Source organism: Methylobacterium sp. WL116 (assembly GCF_008039455.1).
In the GTDB taxonomy this organism is placed as follows: Bacteria; Pseudomonadota; Alphaproteobacteria; order Rhizobiales; family Beijerinckiaceae; genus Methylobacterium.
Genome location: NZ_VRUV01000051.1, coordinates 1 through 15594, shown reverse-complemented (window position 1 = coordinate 15594; position 15594 = coordinate 1). Strand labels below are relative to the sequence as shown.

Here is a 15594-nt window from a genome sequence, read left to right as displayed (position 1 = left end):
GGCCGCACGCGCCGCGTCGGCTGCGCCGGGCCCGCGAGGTCGTCGACGCCGATGCGATGGCGAAGGTCGACGGCTGGGCCGAGAACGCCGCGCGACAGAACGCGCTCTATCCAGAGCCGACCCATGAGGATGCGGAGTGGGCAGACGCGATCCTGTTCGGCACGCCGTGCTACTTCGGCGCGATGGCCACGGAGCTGAAGGCCTTTCTCGATCGGCTCGGCCCGCAATGGAAGCGCGGCGCGCTGTCGGGCAAGGTCGGTGGCGCCTTCGCCGTCGCCTCGTGGCCGCATGGCGGATCCGAGGTGGTGACGTTGTCGCTCTACGCGCCGATGGCCCATCTCGGCATGGTCATCCTCCCGCCGGGCTACACCGACGAGGCGATGCTCGAGGCCGGCTCCCCTTACGGCGCGTCGGCCATCGTCGGAGCCGAGAACGCCGATCCGCGGCCGGAGGATCTCGATGCCATCCGTCATCAGAGCCGCCGTACGGTGGCGATCGCCCAGGCCCTGATCGCCGCCGACGAGATGCCGTGCCGCCGAAAGTGATCCCCGGCACGGTGCCGCGAGGTTCTGCCGCACCGACGAAGCGTGTGGTGCGGCGTTGCCCGCGGCGAACGTGAAGGAGCTGGCATGGCTGACAAGGCAGACGTGACGACGTACATCCTGAAGCAGGCACTGGCGGCCAAGGTCGGCGACCACGTCGAGATCGCGGTTGAGGCTGAGGACGGGACGCGGTTCAAGATCCGCTCGACGTCCGAGCAGCTCGACGCGCTGGTGGGCGACCTCGACGGCATCCTCGATGCTGACGACGCCGACGCCGCCTAGCATCCCCGGAACGGCTTCACCCCCGAACGCTTCCCCAACGTTCCCCCAGAGAACGTCCCTCGAAGAACGAGCCTTGCCATGATCCACGCCGATACGCCGATGCCGGGAGAGGATCCCGGCGCCCTGATCGAAGATCCCGCCCGCCTCGACGAGGTCGTCCCGGCGACCGAGGAGGACATCGAGGCCGATCCGCAGCCCCAGCCCAACGTCCCGACGGAAGACGATCCCGAGGTCAAGGACACCGAGGTTCAGCCGACCTGAGACTCCTTGCGCAAACCGATCGAACGGATGCGCGCGGGTACGAGCTCGCGCGCATCCGTCGTTTCGCATCTAGAAGAGCGCGACGAGCCCGACGCCGAGGACCATCAGCACCCCGCCGAGGATGCGCCAAAGGCTCGCGGGATGGCGCTCGAATCCGACCCAGCCGAAATTGTCCAGGACGATCGATGTGGTCACGCCCGCCGTCACCAGCAGGCCGAGGAACGGAGCCGCACCGATCTGACGCGCGACGACGAACTGCGCGAGGATGATGCATCCGCCGAGGATGCCGCCGAGCCACGCCCACCACGGCATCGCCGCGGCCTGCGCCACGGTCGGCCACGCGAGCTTGCCCGCGAGCAGGCCGACCACGAGGATGCAGGTGGCCGTGCCGGCGACGACGATCAGGCCCGCCGTCAACGATTCGTCCAAGCCCTTCGACAGCGCGCCGTTCTGCCCGGCCTGGACGGCGTTGGCGACGCCGGCGAGAAGCACGAAGCCGTAGAGATACCACATGGTCGCGATCTCGCATGATGAGATCTGTCGACATAGGGCGCCGAGCTCAGATGGGGATCGATGGGACCGGCGACATCTCGTCCTTCGCGCCTCTCGTGCACAATTCGACGGGCGGGAAACGCCGAAGATATTTTAGACGCGCGAGCTTCATCTGCCTGCGACGCGACGTGCCAACGGCACCAGCCGACGAGGATTCGCCAATACGAAAGGCCGCCTCGTCGTCGACGTCGCCGCCGACGCGTGCGCGGAGGCCTTCGCCGTCGCAGGTTCGGAAGCGGATCGAACGGGAACAGCGCTAATCGCGAAGTGCCGCTGCGAGCTCGGCGAAGGCGTCGGTGCTCGCGGGTTGCCAGGGGTCTTGCCGCAAGGCCGCGTAGATCCTCGGAATGACGATCATGGCCTGGTCGAGCTCTGGGTCCGAGCCGGCGTGATAGCCGCCCATCACGCGCAGGTCGCGGGTGTCCTCGTAGCGCATGATCAGGTTCTTCAGGGCGCGGACGAGGTCCCTCTGCTCCCGTGTCCAGACCAAGTCGGCGAGCCGGGAGATCGAGCCGAGCAGGCTGATCGCCGGATAGCGGCCCTGGTCGGCGATCGACCGGTCGAGCACGATATGGCCGTCGAGCGTGCCGCGGATGCTGTCGGCCACGGGGTCGTTGTGGTCGTCTCCATCGACCAGGACCGAGAAGATGCCCGAGATCGTCCCGCCGCCCTCGATGCCCGGCCCGGCCCGTTCGAGGAGCCGCGGCAGATCGCCGAACACGCTGGGCGGATAGCCGCGCGCCACGGGGGGCTCGCCCGCCGCCAAGGCCACGTCCCGCGCGGCATGGGCGAAGCGGGTGACGGAATCCACGATCAGCAGAACCGATTGCCCGCGGTCGCGAAAGTATTCCGCGACCGCCATGGCCGTCTTCGGCGCCTGACGACGCATCATCGGGCTCTCGTCCCCGGTCGCGACGACGACGACGGATCGCGCGCGGCTCGCCTGGATCGGGCCTTCGAGAAACTCGCGCACCTCGCGTCCGCGCTCGCCGACCAGGGCGACCACGACGGTGTCGAACCCCTCGCACCGGGCATGCCTGGCCGAGCGACTGAGAAACATCGCCGCCTGTCCGGCTGGATTGCCGCCGCCGATGATGATGGTCTCGGCGTTTCGGCAATAGCGCGCCTCGATCTCCGTCGCCGCGTAATAGATGCCCGCGCCTTCGAACGCCTCGAGCCGATCGATCGGCAGGCGGCGGTACTGGACACCGGTCGCGACGACGACGGCGCGTCCGCGAACGCGCTGATCGTTCTCGAAGGTCGCGCAGAACCCTCCGTCTCCGAGCCGCTCGAGCTTGGCCACCCGTCGCGGCATCGCGAACCGTGTTCCGAACTTCATTGCCTGGACCTCGCCGCGCCAGACCAGGTCGGCTCCGGAGATCCCCGTCGGGAAACCCATGTAGTTCTCGATGCGGCTCGACGTGCCGGCCTGGCCGCCGATCGCGACATCCTCGACCACCAGGGCGCGCAGTCCTTCCGCGCCGGCGTAGACGCCCGCCGCCACACCGGCCGGGCCGCCGCCGACGATGAGCACGTCGAATGCCTCGTCGTCGATCAGGTCGTGGTTGAGGCCGAGCAGGTGGGCGATCTTGTCCGGCGTCGGCTCCGTCACGACGACGTCGCGCCCGAAGATCACGGCCGGCCGGTCCGCGCGCGTCGCGCAGCTCTCTGCCACGGCGGCGGCTTCGGGGCTGCCGAGGGCGTAGGACCTGTAGGGAAGCCGGTTGCGGCTCGCGAACTCCGCGATCCGCCGCACGGCCCGGTCGTCATCCTCGCCGATGAGCACCAGGGTGCCGTCATGGGTATCGAGCTGGCGCCGCCGCCGTGCGGCGAGAACCGTGATGACGATATCGGACATCTCGGGGATCTCCGACATCAGCCGCAGCATCTCCAGGCGCGGCACCTCGATCACGGTGGTGTCCTGGACCGCCCGCATGGGCATCGACCAGTTCCCGCCATTCAGAAACGCGATCTCGCCCATGAACTGCGTCGGCCCGAGCGTCGAAGGAAGATGGCGCTCGTTCGTGAACGGATTCACGACTTCGATCTCGCCCGTCTCGACATAGACGAAGCGATCGGCGCGCTCGCCCGCGCGTGCGAGGAAAGCCCCGGCGGGGTAATTCCGCGCGACGCCGGCAGACCGAAGCGCTGCGACATGCGAGGCCGCGAGTGGGATGCGCTGCATCTCGCGCAGGTCTCGACCGATCGTCTCCATGTCCGCGTTTCCCCGCACGCTGTCTGGTGCGGCAGCATCGATCACGCCGCTCCGCCGGACAAGGTGCCGAGCGTGTAGGAGGCCCGAGCTGGCATCGGCCCGTCTCCGAAGCCGGCCGGTAACCGGCCTGCGAAGCATTTGCCTCTGAACGACCTGGCTCGCGCGTAAGACGCTCAGCCAGAGCACGGTGGCATCGTGTCGGATCGCGTCGCCACGCGTCCCACCGGAACACGCCTTCTCCGCGATCACGCTTGTCCGATGTCGGTCGGTTTCAGGGATGGTCGGGGGTCGCCCAGGGGGCTGCGGACAGCGTTTGGGCCAGGTAGGCGATCAGGGCCGTCACGCGAGCCGGACGCAACTCGCCCGGCGGCATGACGAGGTGCAGGGCGATCGGCGGCAGGGCCCAATCGGGCAGAACGCGCTCCAGGGTGCCGGCCTTGAGATCGTCCCAGATCATGAAGTCCGGCTGCACCGCCAGTCCGAGGCCGGCGCGCAAGGCCGGCGCGAGGGCCTCCGCATTGTTGGCCCGCATCGGGCCCTTCGGCACGATGGTCGCTTCGTTCCCCGCAGGGTCCGTGAATCGCCAGCGGTCGGACATCGGCAGGTGGGCATAGCCGAGGCAGGCATGCCGAACGAGGTCGTCCGGGTGCGCGGGGCGGCCGTGCCGTTGCAGGTAGCTCGGCGTGGCCACGAGCGAGCGGCGGACGGCGCAGAGCTTGCGGGCGCGCAACGAAGAATCCGGCAGTGCGGCGATGCGCAGTCCGATGTCGAAACCGCCGCCGATCAGGTCGACCACGGCGTCGCTCAGGTGCAGGTCGATCGAGACGGCAGGGTACCGCTCGAGGAAGTCCGGAAGCCGCGGCGTGACGTGGAGCAGGCCGAACGACATCGGCACGGCGAGCCGGACCAGGCCTTGAGGCTCGGAGGCGCCGGCCGAGGCCTCCGCCTCGGCGGCCTCTCCCTCGGCGAGGATGCGCGCGGCACCGTCCTTGGCTGCCCGCCCTGCCTCCGTCAGGGCGAGCTTGCGCGAGGTTCGATGGAACAGGCGGGCGCCGATGCGAGCCTCCAGCCGGCTCACCGCTTTCGAGACCGTCGCGTTCGACAACCCAAGCTCGGCGGCGGCGCGACCGAAGGAGCCGGCCTCCACGACCTTGGCGAAGATCGCCCAGGCCTCGAAATCGGGCAAGCGCATGCGGCAGATTCCGGAAAAGATGGGTTTCCATCGTTTCCCTTTCAGCCTTGGCTGACAAGCCGCATAACGCCTCGATCGTAGTCCCTATCGGTCTTCGAACGATCGAGCGAAGGAGGGATCCATCATGAGCTGGCACGGTGCGGAAGACCCGATCCCCGGGGATCGTTTCACCTGCGACGCGATCAAGACGCTGATCGTTCCGCGCTCGCGCGACCTCGGTTCGTTCGCGGTGCGGCGCGCCTTGCCGTCGGCGGAATGCCGGATGGTCGGCCCCTTCGTCTTCTTCGACCAGATGGGACCGTCCGAATTCCTTCTCGGCAAGGGCATGGACGTGCGGCCTCACCCGCATATCGGCCTGTCGACCGTCACCTATCTCTTCGACGGCGAGATCATGCACCGGGACAGCCTGGGCACCGGTTTGCCGATCCGTCCCGGCGAGCTCAACTGGATGACCGCCGGTCGCGGGATCACCCATTCCGAGCGCACGGGTGCGGATTTGCGGCAATCCGGCTCGAACCTGTTCGGCATTCAGGCGTGGGTCGCCTTGAGCGCCAAGGACGAGGAATGTGCACCCGCCTTCGAGCATTACGATGCTGCGGCTCTGCCCACGCTCACGGGCGAGGGCAAGACGGTCCGTCTCATTGCCGGCGAGGCGTTCGGAGCCACATCACCGGTGCGGACGTCGAGCCCGATGGTCTACGCGGAAGCGGCGTTGGACACTGGGGCGATGCTCCCCCTCGACCCGAGCTACGACGAGCGGGTGATCTACACCGTGTCGGGCGTGATCGAGATCGCCGGCGACACCTTCGGTCCGGGCCAGCTCCTGGTCTTCAGGCCCGGCGACCGGATCAGCGTTCGCGCGACGGAAGGCGCCCGCTTCATGGTGCTCGGCGGCGAGCCGATGGATGGGCCGCGCCACCTCTGGTGGAATTTCGTTTCCTCACGGCCCGAGCGGATCGAGCAGGCCAAGGCAGACTGGCGTCAGGCGCGCTTCGACACCGTCCCGGGCGATTCCGAGTTCATCCCGCTGCCCGACTCACCTCCGCCGGTGCGATACCCCTGAAGACGATCCAGGTGCGGCCAGCCGTTCGCGGGCCGGCCGCGCTTGGCGCGATTCCTGACGATTGCCGACTCCCAGGGCGTACGGATGTGGATCTGCCCGGCGGGAGGTTCGCAGATGGAGTATCCTCTCTGGAATCGAGGATCGAGGTCCGTTTCGCCCCCCAATCCGGAGGAGCCGGACGGCCGACGGATGAGCGCTTATCGGAAGCGCGCGCGGCGACCCAGGCGGTCGGCTCGGGTGCCTCTCACAAGCCGGCAGGCGAGCGCCCATCCTGGTGTTGAGCCGGCCGCGCGTCGGGGGCCCTTCGCGGGCGATGAGCTCGCGGGCCGGCAACGGCGGCGGCAAGGTCGAGCCTTTGATGATCGGGCCCCGGCCATGCTCGGATGAGAGGAGGGCAGCCTTGCGTTCCGCGTCGTCGGAAGGTCCGTTCCGGTGCCGGCCTTCGCGGATCAGCGGCAGCCATCGGACCCTGGGACGGCAACAACCCGAGCGTCGGGTGTGGTAGAAGGCGGACATGCCCGCCAAACACTCCCGCCACATCGCCCTTGCGGAAACGCTTGTTGCCCGGGCCGACAGCCAGGTGGCCGAGGGCGCGTGCGCCTCGACCCGCGACCTCGTCCGAACCGCCATCCGGATCCTGCGCAGCAGGGACGCGGGCGAGGCCACCAGTCTGACGGCCCGCGGGGCGCCGGCGTTACTCCGTCGGCGACGGGGCTGAGTCGATGGTGGATGCTTCGGCTCTCGCCGGCGGCGGCGACATGGGCGCGCTCATGCGTGCCTACGATTGGTCGGTCACATCGCTCGGGCCGCAGGAGCACTGGCCCCAACCGCTCCTGACCCTTGTGCGGGTGATGCTGAACTCGCGGCAGCCCATGTTCATCTGCTGGAGCGGGGACCGCACCCTGGTCTACAACGACGCCTACGTGCCCATGCTGGGCGAGAGGCACCCCACAGCCCTCGGTCGCCCGTTCTTCGAGACTTGGCCTGAAGTCCGAGGCGAGGTGGGAGTTTTGATGGATCGCGTGTTTGCGGGAGAGCCCGTGCACATGGACGACCTGCAGCTCACCCTCCACCGCAACGGCTACCCGGAAGAAACGCACTTCGCCTTCTCCTACACTCCTGTACCCGGCGATGATGGTGCGGTCCTCGGCCTGTTCTGCGCCTGCACCGAGACGACCCGCCAAGTGCTCGCCGAGCGACAAGCCGCTTCCGAACGGCAGCGGCAGCAGGCTTTGCTCCAGCAGATGCCCGGGTTCGTCGCCGTGCTGCGCGAACCGAGCCATATCTTCGAGTACGTCAACGATGCCTATGTCACGGTCGCGGGTCGACGCGCTTACATCGGGCGCAATGTCCGCGAGGTGTTTCCGGAACTGGTCGGCCAAGGGTTCTACGAGCTTCTCGACCTGGTGTATTCGACCGGCGAGCCATTCACGGCCCGTACCGTTCCGATCCGGTTCGCGGGCGAGGATAGCGACCGGTACCTCGACTTCCTCTACCAGCCCATTCGCGACGCGGACGGGGCCGTCACCGGCATCTTCGCCGGCGGCTACGAGGTCTCGGACCAGATCCGTTCGCAGGCCGCCCTGGCCGAAAGCGAGAGCCGCTACCGCACCCTGTTCGAGAGCATCGACGTCGGGTTCTGCATCATCGAGGTGACGTTCGACGATGCGGACCGGGCCATCGACTACCGCATCCTCGAAGCCAACCCCGCCTTCGAACGGCAGACCGGCGCCGACGTGGTCGGCCGGTGGGTCAGCGAGTTCGCTCCCGATCTCGAACGCCATTGGTTCGACACGTATGGGCGCGTCGCACGGACGGGCGAATCCTCCCATTTCGAGAACAGGGCCGACGTGTTCGGGCGCTGGTTCGACGTGCGCGCCCTGCGCGTCGGTGATCCAGCCGCGCGCCGGGTCGCCGTGCTCTTCAGCGACATCTCCGAGCGCAAGCGCATGGAGGAAGAACTCCAGGTTCTGAACACCACCCTCGAGCAGCAGGTCTTCGAGCGAACGGCCGAGCGCGACAGGCTCTGGACGTTGTCCGAGGACATGCTGGCCCGGGCCAACTACGAAGGGATGATGTCGGCGGTCAGCCCGGCCTGGACCCGGGTGCTCGGCTGGTCCGAGGCCGAGCTCCTGTCGCGATCCTACGGGACCTTCATGCACCCGGACGACATGGAACGGACGCTGGACGGCCTCGCCCGGATGGGGGAAACGAGGCAGCCGGCTCGCTTCGAGAACCGCATCGCCACCAAGGACGGGAGTTGGAAGCCCCTCGAGTGGATGGTCGTGCCCGAGGCCGACGGGACGCACTTCATCGCCGTCGGTCGTGACCTGACCATCGTCAAGGCGCGCGAGACGGAGCTTGCCTCCGCCCAGGAGGCGTTGCGCCAGGCTCAGAAGATGGAAGCGGTCGGCCAGCTCACCGGCGGCGTCGCGCATGACTTCAACAATCTCCTCACCGTCATCAAGTCGTCTACCGACCTGCTCAAGCGTCCGGACCTGCCGGAGGAGCGACGCCAGCGCTACATCGGCGCGATCTCCGACACCGTCGCCCGCGCTGCCAAGCTCACCGGTCAGCTCCTCGCCTTCGCGCGCCGGCAGGCATTGAAGCCGGAGGTCTTCGATGCCGGCCGGAGCGTTCTTACCATCAGCGACATGGTCGGCACCCTGAGCGGTTCGCGCGTCAAGATCGTCACGGACATCCCGGACGAGCCGTGCTTCATCGACGCCGACCCGAGCCAGTTCGACACGGCCTTGGTGAACATGGCGGTCAATGCCCGCGATGCGATGGATGGCGAAGGTACCCTCACCATCACGGTGCACCCCGTCTCCACCATCCCACCGATCCGCAGCCACCCCGCCGTATCGGGCGACTTCGTCGCGGTGTGCATCGAGGACACGGGGGCAGGCATCGCCCCCGACCGGATCGAGCACATCTTCGAGCCGTTCTTCACGACCAAGGGCGTCGGGCAGGGAACGGGCCTCGGTCTGAGCCAGGTCTTCGGCTTCGCGAAGCAATCCGGCGGCGAGATCCGGGTCCAAAGCACGGTCGGTCAGGGTACGATGTTCGTGCTGTACCTGCCGAAGGTGAAGGCCGCCCCCCCTTCGCCCGAGACGGAGCCCGAACCCCTCGTCGATGGTCACGGCACCTGCGTCCTGGTGGTCGAGGACAACGTGGATGTCGGGACGTTCGCGACCCAGACCCTGGCCGAGCTCGGCTACGTCACCGTCTGGGCGTCGGACGCCGAGGAGGCGCTGGCCGAGTTGGCCGCAGACGCTGCCCGCTTCGACGTCGTCTTCACCGACGTGGTGATGCCGGGCATGAACGGGATCGAACTCGCACACGAGATCCGCCGTCGGCATCACGACATGCCTGTTTTACTTGCCTCCGGCTACAGCCACGTTCTGGCGCAGAACGGCACCTACGGTTTCGAGCTCCTGCACAAGCCGTACTCGGTCGAGCAGCTTTCGCGTCTCCTTCGGAAGGTGGCCACTCGGCAGAGGCGCAGGCGCATCATAGGCCGCTAGCTCAAGCTCGCAGCGCGCGCGAGGTGCGAAACAGGGCGTTCGTCCAACCCTTCGAAGCGGCTCGCCCCGCCCTGCCTGCTCGCCCTGTTCTCGGTCAGACGGGTTGGCAAAAGTCGCCGATCCGCCGCCGGGCCGTCCATCATCCAGGTGGCAAGGTCGGCGTAGGCCCGGATCGGCGAGGCGCACGGCGATCCGGCATGTCCTGTTCCCGCCACAGCAGGGAGCGGCGCCCCTCTCGTTGCGGTGGCTCAAATGGTCGACGCTGTCGAGAACGCACCCGCCCAGGCACGCGACGTCCGCCACGCACGGCCCGCGGCAGCCGCAGCCGGAAGACCGCTACGCGCGCGAACGAACCTTCGGCCGAGCTCGACCCGGACGCATCGTCCCGGCGAGCGAACAGATCGGCGGACGCACCAAAGGTTTCGCGAGTTGCTGCGAGCCGCCCGCCGAGCGCTCCGTCAGCATTGATCATCGCCTCCCGCGGTTGATTTGCGTCGGAATCCTGGCGACAGTAGGGGCTTCCCTGCCACATGAAGCAGGTGGGATGGCGCTCTCCATTCGCACGCAACCTATCGATTCTGATCGTCTTGTTATGAATTGGCGAAATGATTTTTATAACAAATGCTGCAGGACATTGTATCTATACGAGTGCCGAGTGGACGAATTGGACCGGTCAGGCCGGCGTTGATGCGCTGGGGAAAGGATGGCTTTCCAAAGTTCACCAGGACGATCAGAGCACTGTTGAGAAAATCTTCTGCAAAGCGACGCAGCACGCCGCCGAATTCAGCATTCGCTATCGCCTTCTGAAGGCGAATGGCGCGCCGCAATGGGTCGGTGCCGGTGGGGTGCCCTCATTCGGGATCTATGGGAACGCCTTCATCGGCTACGTCGGGACGATCACCGCCCTCGCCGAAGGGGCGACGGACACGATCGCAGCCTACGGCAACGTCGAGCAAGTCAGGCCGCTCGGGCCTCATCCGGCAATGACGCCGGTCGATGCCCTCGACCGGATCGCCGACCACCTGATCATCGCGCATTCGCTCATCGAGGCCGAGGGCTGCAAGGCCGCCCTGCCTGACGTCCGCAAGGCATTGTTCAGGGTCGGGCAGGCTCTCGCCTCGCGGATCACGGATCAAGCACGGCTGAACTGAGCCGAGGGGCAGCCGAGGTTCACCTGAGCGACCGACCTCCTCGCTGAGGTCCGGCCGAGGCAGAGCTGCCTCAAGCGGCGGACGTACGCGGGGAGACGGCGGCGAGGGGTGGAGCGTGCCGCAGGTCGGGCGGCGTCTTGAAATCTCGGGCCGCACCGCGGGACGCCGCGACCCCGCGCGGAAAGCCGCTGCGGTCCCGGTAGGATCGCCGACGACCCGATCTGCGGTCGTGCAGCACGGTGGTGGCTTGGGCGTCGATCAGGTCGATTGCGGTGATGCCGAGCAGCAGCGCCAGAGCGACGACGACGTTGTCGCGCTTCGGGTTGTCCGGCCGAAGCACCGTCAGCGCGGTCGCGATATCAAGGCCGTCACCGGCGACTCGGCTCCAGAGCCCAAGCTTCTTGTCGACCGACAGCGAGAGGATGCCGCTGCCGATCTCCCGGACGCCGTAGGCGCGCACCAAAGCCTCCTTGCCCTCCATGCCGAGCGGGCGCGTGATGCGCTGCGGCGCCAGGAGCTCGGTCAGGCCGAGGCCGAGGCTGAACCAGCCGAGCCCTTTGGCAAGGCTGTCGGGTATGCCGCGCGAGCTCGGCCCGGAGCGTATGACCTTCGGATCGCCCTCGGATCGCGTGATGTTCGTGAGGCGCGCGATGCTTGTCATGGTCTTCATGGCCTATCTCGCTGGATGTCAGGGTTTGAGAACGACCTTGATGCAGCTGTCCTGCTTGTCCCGGAACGTCCGGTACATCTCGGGTCCCTTGTCGAGGGAGACCTCGTGGGTGATGACGAAGGAGGGGTCGATCTGCTCCTCCTCGATCCGGCGCAGGAGATCCGCGGTCCAGCGTTGGACGTGCGTCTGCCCCATCCGGAACGTCAAACCCTTGTTCATCGCCGCGCCCATCGGGATCTTGTCCGACAGGCCGCCGTAGACGCCCGGGATCGAGATCAGGCCGCCGGGCCGGCACACGTAGATCATCTCGCGCAGGACGTGCGGTCGATCGCTTTCCGCCATGAAGACCTGCTTGGCTCGGTCGTAGACGGTATCCGGCATGCTGGGGCTGACGTGGCTTTCCATGCCGATGCAGTCGATGCACTTCTCAGGGCCCTCGCCGCCGGTCAGCGCATTCAGCCGCTCGACGACGTCCTCCTCCTCGAAATTGATGGTGATCGCGCCCCCCGCCTCGGCCATCTCCAGACGCTCCGGCAGGCGGTCGATGGCGACCACCTGCTCGGCGCCGAGCAGGATGGCGGAGCGGATCGTCATCTGGCCGACCGGTCCGCACCCCCAGATCGCCACGGTGTCGGTGGGCTGGATGTCGGCCTGCACGGCCGCCTGCCAACCGGTTGGGAAGATGTCCGAGAGGAAGAGCAGCTTCTCGTCGGGAATGCCGTGAGGCACCTTCTGGACGGTCGTATCGGCGAAGGGCACGCGCAGGTACTCGGCCTGACCTCCGGGATAGCCGCCGGTGAGGTGCGAGTAGCCGAACAAGCCCGCCGTGGTGTGGCCGAAGACCTTGTCGGCGAGGTGCTTCTTACGGTTGCTTTTCTGGCAGACGGAAAAGTACCCGCGCTTGCACTGATCGCACTCGCCGCAGACGATGGTGAAAGGTACCACCACCCGGTCGCCTTTCTTCAGCTTGCCGTTGAGGCCGCGCCCGGTCTCCACGACCTCGCCCATCGTCTCATGACCCATGACGTCGCCCGGGAGCATGGCGGGGATGAAGTTGTGAAACAGATGCAGATCCGATCCGCAGATCGCGCAGCTCGTGACTTTGACGATCAGATCGCGATCCGCTTCGATCTCCGGATCGGTGACGCTGTCGCAGCGAATGTCTTCTTTCCCGTGCCAGACGAGGGCTCGCATGGTTCGCTCCCGTGCAAATGCTATGGTGTCAAGGTCTGATGTGCAGCAAAGGCGCCGTCAGGGAACGAACACGGAGCGGACGCAGCCGTCCTTCTTGTGTTTGAACATGGCGTAGCCGCGCGGCGCATCTTCGAGCGAGAAGCGGTGCGTCGCCAGGAACGACGGGTTCAGCTCGCCCTTCTGGGCGTGGGCAAGCAGACGATCCATGTAGGCCTGCCCGTGCTGCTGGGCCGTGCGAACCGTGAGACCCTTGTTCATGATCGCGCCGACCGGGAACTTGTCCATCACCCCGTAGACCCCCAGGATCGAGAGGGTTCCGCCTTTCCGGCAGGCCAGGATCGCCTCGCGCAGCGCCTGGCCGCGATCCGTGTGCATGTGGATGAGTTGCTTGGCGCGGTCGTAGGCGTATTGCAGGCCGGTCCCGTGCGCCTCCATGCCGACGGCGTCGATGCAGGCATCGGGTCCGCGGCCTCCGGTCATCTCCCTGAGCACCTCCAGGACGCTGTCGACGTCCTCGTAGTTGATGGTCTCGGAGCCGACATGCTCGCGCGCCATCCGGAGCCGCTCAGGCAGGCGGTCGATCCCGATCACCCGTTCGGCCCCCATCAGGAAGGCGCTCCTCTGCGCCATCAGCCCGACGCCGCCGCAGCCCCAGACCGCCACCACGTCGCCGCGCTGGATGTTGCAGAAATCCGCTCCCATGTAGCCGGTCGGAGCGGCATCGGAGAGGAACAGCACCTGCTCGTCCGGGAGGCCATCCGGCGCCTTGAAGCAGTCGTTGTCGGCGAAGGGGACGCGCACGTACTGGGCGTGCGCCCCGGCATAGCCGCCGAATGCGTGCGTGTAGCCGTAGATGCCCGCGGTCGGGTACCCAAAGACGGGCTCCTGCAGTTCCGGTTTGGGATGGGTGTTGTCGCACAACGAAGAAAGCTTGTTCTTGCAATACCAGCATTGGCCGCAGGTGATGAACGACGGTACCACGACCCGGTCGCCCTTCTTGACCTTCTTCACCTCGGGTCCGATCTCCTCGACCACGCCCATGAACTCGTGACCGATCACGTCGCCGGCTTTCATGGTCGGGATGTAGCCGTCGATGAAATGCAGGTCGGAGCCGCAGGTGGTCGACATGGTGACCCGCAGGATGCAGTCGTGCGGATTGACGATCTCGGGATCCTTGACGGTCTCCACACGCAGGTCGTTGACGCCGTTCCAGATGAGTGCGCGCATGAAAAGGCTCCTGCTCAGCGAGGGTCGGGTCGAGCTGCGGGCTGACGCTCGGTGGTCGGGATCTCGCCGGTCTGGACGAGGGCTTTGAAGTAGTGGAGCGACTTGCTCGCCAGCGACGCCGGAAGGGTGTCGCCGAGCATCTGGGTGGCGATCCGGCCGAGCATGCCGCCGGGCGGATCGAGGCTGACGTGCAGAGCCACCACCGTGCCGCGGTTGCCGGCGGCGCGGAAGCGCACCGACACGTCCCGGATCAGGGCATCGTCGCCTTGTGCCTCCCAGCGGAGGGCTTCGCCGGGCCGGTCGTCCGTCAGGCGCATGTCCCAGGAGCCGAGATCGTGCCCAACGCTCCACCGCGTCTGTCCGTCGCCCGTGGTCTCGACCGTCGCAAAGGGCGCCATGATCCGCTGCAAGGTCTCGGGCTCGCGCAAACGGCGGTACAATTCATCGGCGGGAACATCCTCGATCGTGATCGAGCGCTCGATCTCCGGTTTTCGCCAAGCTGCGGACCCTCGGTTCGGATCGCCTCCGGTTCGTCCGCCGGACGCGCTCCGCTGCGCACCGAGCACGCCGATCGCGGCGACGCCGGCCGCGGCCGCGAGGGCAAGCCCGATGAGGCCCGGGGTGGAAAGACCGCCGGACGCATCCTGTCGGCGTTGCCGACGGCTGGGTCCCAACCACGGGTCCTCCGCCGCGTGCGTACGCGCTGCCCGCTCGCCCCGCTCCCGTCGGGAGAATCCATCCTGCCCATAGGTCATGGCGCACCTCGAAAGCGGGGAACGACCCCATATCGCGGGTCGAATGGTTGCTGGGTCGCAGAAACGCGTTGTTTATCTCGATCAAATATTGTCGAACCGGGACATGTTGAAGATGAATCGAATATTGGGCGGAACGATCGTGGTGCCCGCTACGAAAAAACTTGCGGCCCTACGCAGCGGAGACGGTTCCGGCCACTCGTCTCTGTTTCCGAGCGCCCCATCCCGAACCATGTCGCACCGCGATCCCGATGCGGACGGCGGGTCGGGCGAAGCGCCTTGGCCCGTGAGGGGTCGAGGCCACATTACGCCCGAGATCGACGTTGAGGCGGCACGCTCCCAAAATTCTCGGGAGTACCGGCCCGGTCTGAATTCCGGGCCGGTGATCGACGGTGATCGGAGGGAACCTTTGGGCAGAGCTACGCTAGCGCGTGCCCGACGCGTCTTGCGTTTGGCCGCTGCCCTGCCCGGCAGAATTGGCCCGCGTCGGAGTTCCGGCGCCCCCTGCCTGAGAGGTCGATCCGGTCGTCTGCGGGTTGGGATTACCCGGGGCGTTCGCGTTGGCCGTCATGCCGGCCAGGAACTCGCCGCGCTGCCAGTTCGGCATCCCGACCGAGGCGAGCAGGTTCGTGGTCAGCGTGCCGGTCGGCTCGAGCCCCTGCGCCTGCTGGAAGTGGGTCGCGGCGATGGTCGTGTCGTTGTTCCAGTTGCCGTCGAGGTGGCCGGCCGCGTAGCCGCGCAGGTTCAGCACCTGCTGGATCTGGCGCACGCCGTCGGAATTCATCCAGAGCGGCTCGCCGGCGCTGTCCGCACGCTCCAGGGCGATGCGCTGGTTGTCGACCTGCCGATCACCTCCCGGCCCGGACGCTTGGCTCGGCTGCCGGAACCGGAAGTAGAACAGCACCGGATAGAAGTGGTGCGCCTCCTTCATGGCGCCCATCGCCCCGCCGAGCGCCACGAGATGGC

The 15594-nt window shown here is 67.2% G+C and carries 14 protein-coding genes; 6 read left to right on the top strand and 8 right to left on the bottom strand.

All coding sequences use genetic code 11. The features are described from left to right. The 3 genes from FV223_RS07005 to FV223_RS06995 form a co-directional block, all read left to right on the top strand. On the top strand, positions 1-545 hold a 545-nt coding region (locus tag FV223_RS07005), incomplete at its 5' end, for an NAD(P)H-dependent oxidoreductase (RefSeq protein WP_147726125.1). 84 nt (positions 546-629) lie between these two features. Then, entirely contained in the window at positions 630-824 is a 195-nt protein-coding gene (locus FV223_RS07000) for a hypothetical protein (protein WP_147726124.1), read from the top strand. Positions 825-902: 78 nt separating this feature from the next. After that, on the top strand, positions 903-1085 hold the full coding sequence (locus FV223_RS06995; RefSeq protein WP_147726123.1) for a hypothetical protein: 183 nt from the start codon (positions 903-905) through the stop codon (positions 1083-1085). Positions 1086-1154: 69 nt separating this feature from the next. On the opposite strand, the gene FV223_RS06990 is transcribed toward FV223_RS06995, so the two are convergent. From FV223_RS06990 to FV223_RS06980, 3 genes are all read right to left on the bottom strand, one after another. After that, on the bottom strand, positions 1155-1598 hold the full coding sequence (locus FV223_RS06990) for a DMT family transporter (protein WP_147726122.1): 444 nt from the start codon (positions 1596-1598) through the stop codon (positions 1155-1157). Positions 1599-1893: 295 nt separating this feature from the next. Continuing rightward, positions 1894-3822 (bottom strand): cyclic nucleotide-binding domain-containing protein, encoded by a 1929-nt coding sequence (locus tag FV223_RS06985; RefSeq protein ID WP_246689625.1) that lies wholly within the window; start codon positions 3820-3822, stop codon positions 1894-1896. A gap of 301 nt (positions 3823-4123) precedes the next feature. Beyond that, positions 4124-5044, bottom strand: coding sequence for a LysR family transcriptional regulator (locus FV223_RS06980; RefSeq protein WP_147726120.1), 921 nt, complete (start codon positions 5042-5044; stop codon positions 4124-4126). A 124-nt stretch (positions 5045-5168) separates the two neighbouring features. On the opposite strand from FV223_RS06980, the gene FV223_RS06975 reads away from it, so the two are divergent. The 3 genes from FV223_RS06975 (at position 5169) to FV223_RS06960 (ending at position 10785) form a co-directional block, all read left to right on the top strand. After that, a complete protein-coding gene (locus FV223_RS06975) occupies positions 5169-6107 on the top strand; it encodes a pirin family protein (RefSeq protein ID WP_147726119.1) in 939 nt (312 codons plus the stop codon). Positions 6108-6829: 722 nt separating this feature from the next. Beyond that, positions 6830-9634, top strand: coding sequence for a PAS domain-containing protein (locus FV223_RS06965; protein ID WP_187276080.1), 2805 nt, complete (start codon positions 6830-6832; stop codon positions 9632-9634). A gap of 605 nt (positions 9635-10239) precedes the next feature. Further along, positions 10240-10785: a PAS domain-containing protein gene (locus FV223_RS06960; RefSeq protein ID WP_147726117.1), complete on the top strand. Its 546-nt coding sequence runs from the start codon at positions 10240-10242 to the stop codon at positions 10783-10785. Between the two features lie 70 nt (positions 10786-10855). On the opposite strand, the gene FV223_RS06955 is transcribed toward FV223_RS06960, so the two are convergent. The 5 genes from FV223_RS06955 to FV223_RS06935 all read right to left on the bottom strand — a co-directional run. Beyond that, on the bottom strand, positions 10856-11446 hold the full coding sequence (locus FV223_RS06955; RefSeq protein ID WP_147726126.1) for a hypothetical protein: 591 nt from the start codon (positions 11444-11446) through the stop codon (positions 10856-10858). A gap of 27 nt (positions 11447-11473) precedes the next feature. Then, complete coding sequence (locus FV223_RS06950; RefSeq protein WP_147726116.1) at positions 11474-12649, bottom strand: zinc-dependent alcohol dehydrogenase; 1176 nt, start codon at positions 12647-12649, stop codon at positions 11474-11476. A gap of 57 nt (positions 12650-12706) precedes the next feature. Further along, positions 12707-13876: a zinc-dependent alcohol dehydrogenase gene (locus FV223_RS06945; RefSeq protein ID WP_147726115.1), complete on the bottom strand. Its 1170-nt coding sequence runs from the start codon at positions 13874-13876 to the stop codon at positions 12707-12709. Between the two features lie 14 nt (positions 13877-13890). Beyond that, positions 13891-14274, bottom strand: a complete 384-nt coding sequence (locus tag FV223_RS30165; RefSeq protein ID WP_187274783.1) for a hypothetical protein — start codon at positions 14272-14274, stop codon at positions 13891-13893. A gap of 778 nt (positions 14275-15052) precedes the next feature. Beyond that, positions 15053-15594 (bottom strand): peptidoglycan-binding domain-containing protein (locus tag FV223_RS06935; protein WP_147726113.1); only part of this gene is annotated, 542 nt, incomplete at its 5' end.

Excerpts from the sequence above, each read along its gene's own strand:
- FV223_RS06990 (WP_147726122.1), bottom strand. The coding sequence starts at position 1,598 with ATGTGGTATCTCTACGGCTTCGTGCTTCTCGCCGGCGTCGCCAACGCC.
- FV223_RS06975 (WP_147726119.1), top strand. The coding sequence starts at position 5,169 with ATGAGCTGGCACGGTGCGGAAGACCCGATCCCCGGGGATCGTTTCACC.
- FV223_RS06980 (WP_147726120.1), bottom strand. The coding sequence starts at position 5,044 with ATGCGCTTGCCCGATTTCGAGGCCTGGGCGATCTTCGCCAAGGTCGTG.
- FV223_RS06965 (WP_187276080.1), top strand. The coding sequence starts at position 6,830 with ATGGTGGATGCTTCGGCTCTCGCCGGCGGCGGCGACATGGGCGCGCTC.
- FV223_RS06985 (WP_246689625.1), bottom strand. The coding sequence starts at position 3,822 with ATGCAGCGCATCCCACTCGCGGCCTCGCATGTCGCAGCGCTTCGGTCT.
- FV223_RS06950 (WP_147726116.1), bottom strand. The coding sequence starts at position 12,649 with ATGCGAGCCCTCGTCTGGCACGGGAAAGAAGACATTCGCTGCGACAGC.
- FV223_RS06955 (WP_147726126.1), bottom strand. The coding sequence starts at position 11,446 with ATGACAAGCATCGCGCGCCTCACGAACATCACGCGATCCGAGGGCGAT.
- FV223_RS06995 (WP_147726123.1), top strand. The coding sequence starts at position 903 with ATGATCCACGCCGATACGCCGATGCCGGGAGAGGATCCCGGCGCCCTG.
- FV223_RS30165 (WP_187274783.1), bottom strand. The coding sequence starts at position 14,274 with ATGGCGCCCTTTGCGACGGTCGAGACCACGGGCGACGGACAGACGCGG.
- FV223_RS06945 (WP_147726115.1), bottom strand. The coding sequence starts at position 13,876 with ATGCGCGCACTCATCTGGAACGGCGTCAACGACCTGCGTGTGGAGACC.
- FV223_RS07000 (WP_147726124.1), top strand. The coding sequence starts at position 630 with ATGGCTGACAAGGCAGACGTGACGACGTACATCCTGAAGCAGGCACTG.
- FV223_RS06960 (WP_147726117.1), top strand. The coding sequence starts at position 10,240 with ATGATTTTTATAACAAATGCTGCAGGACATTGTATCTATACGAGTGCC.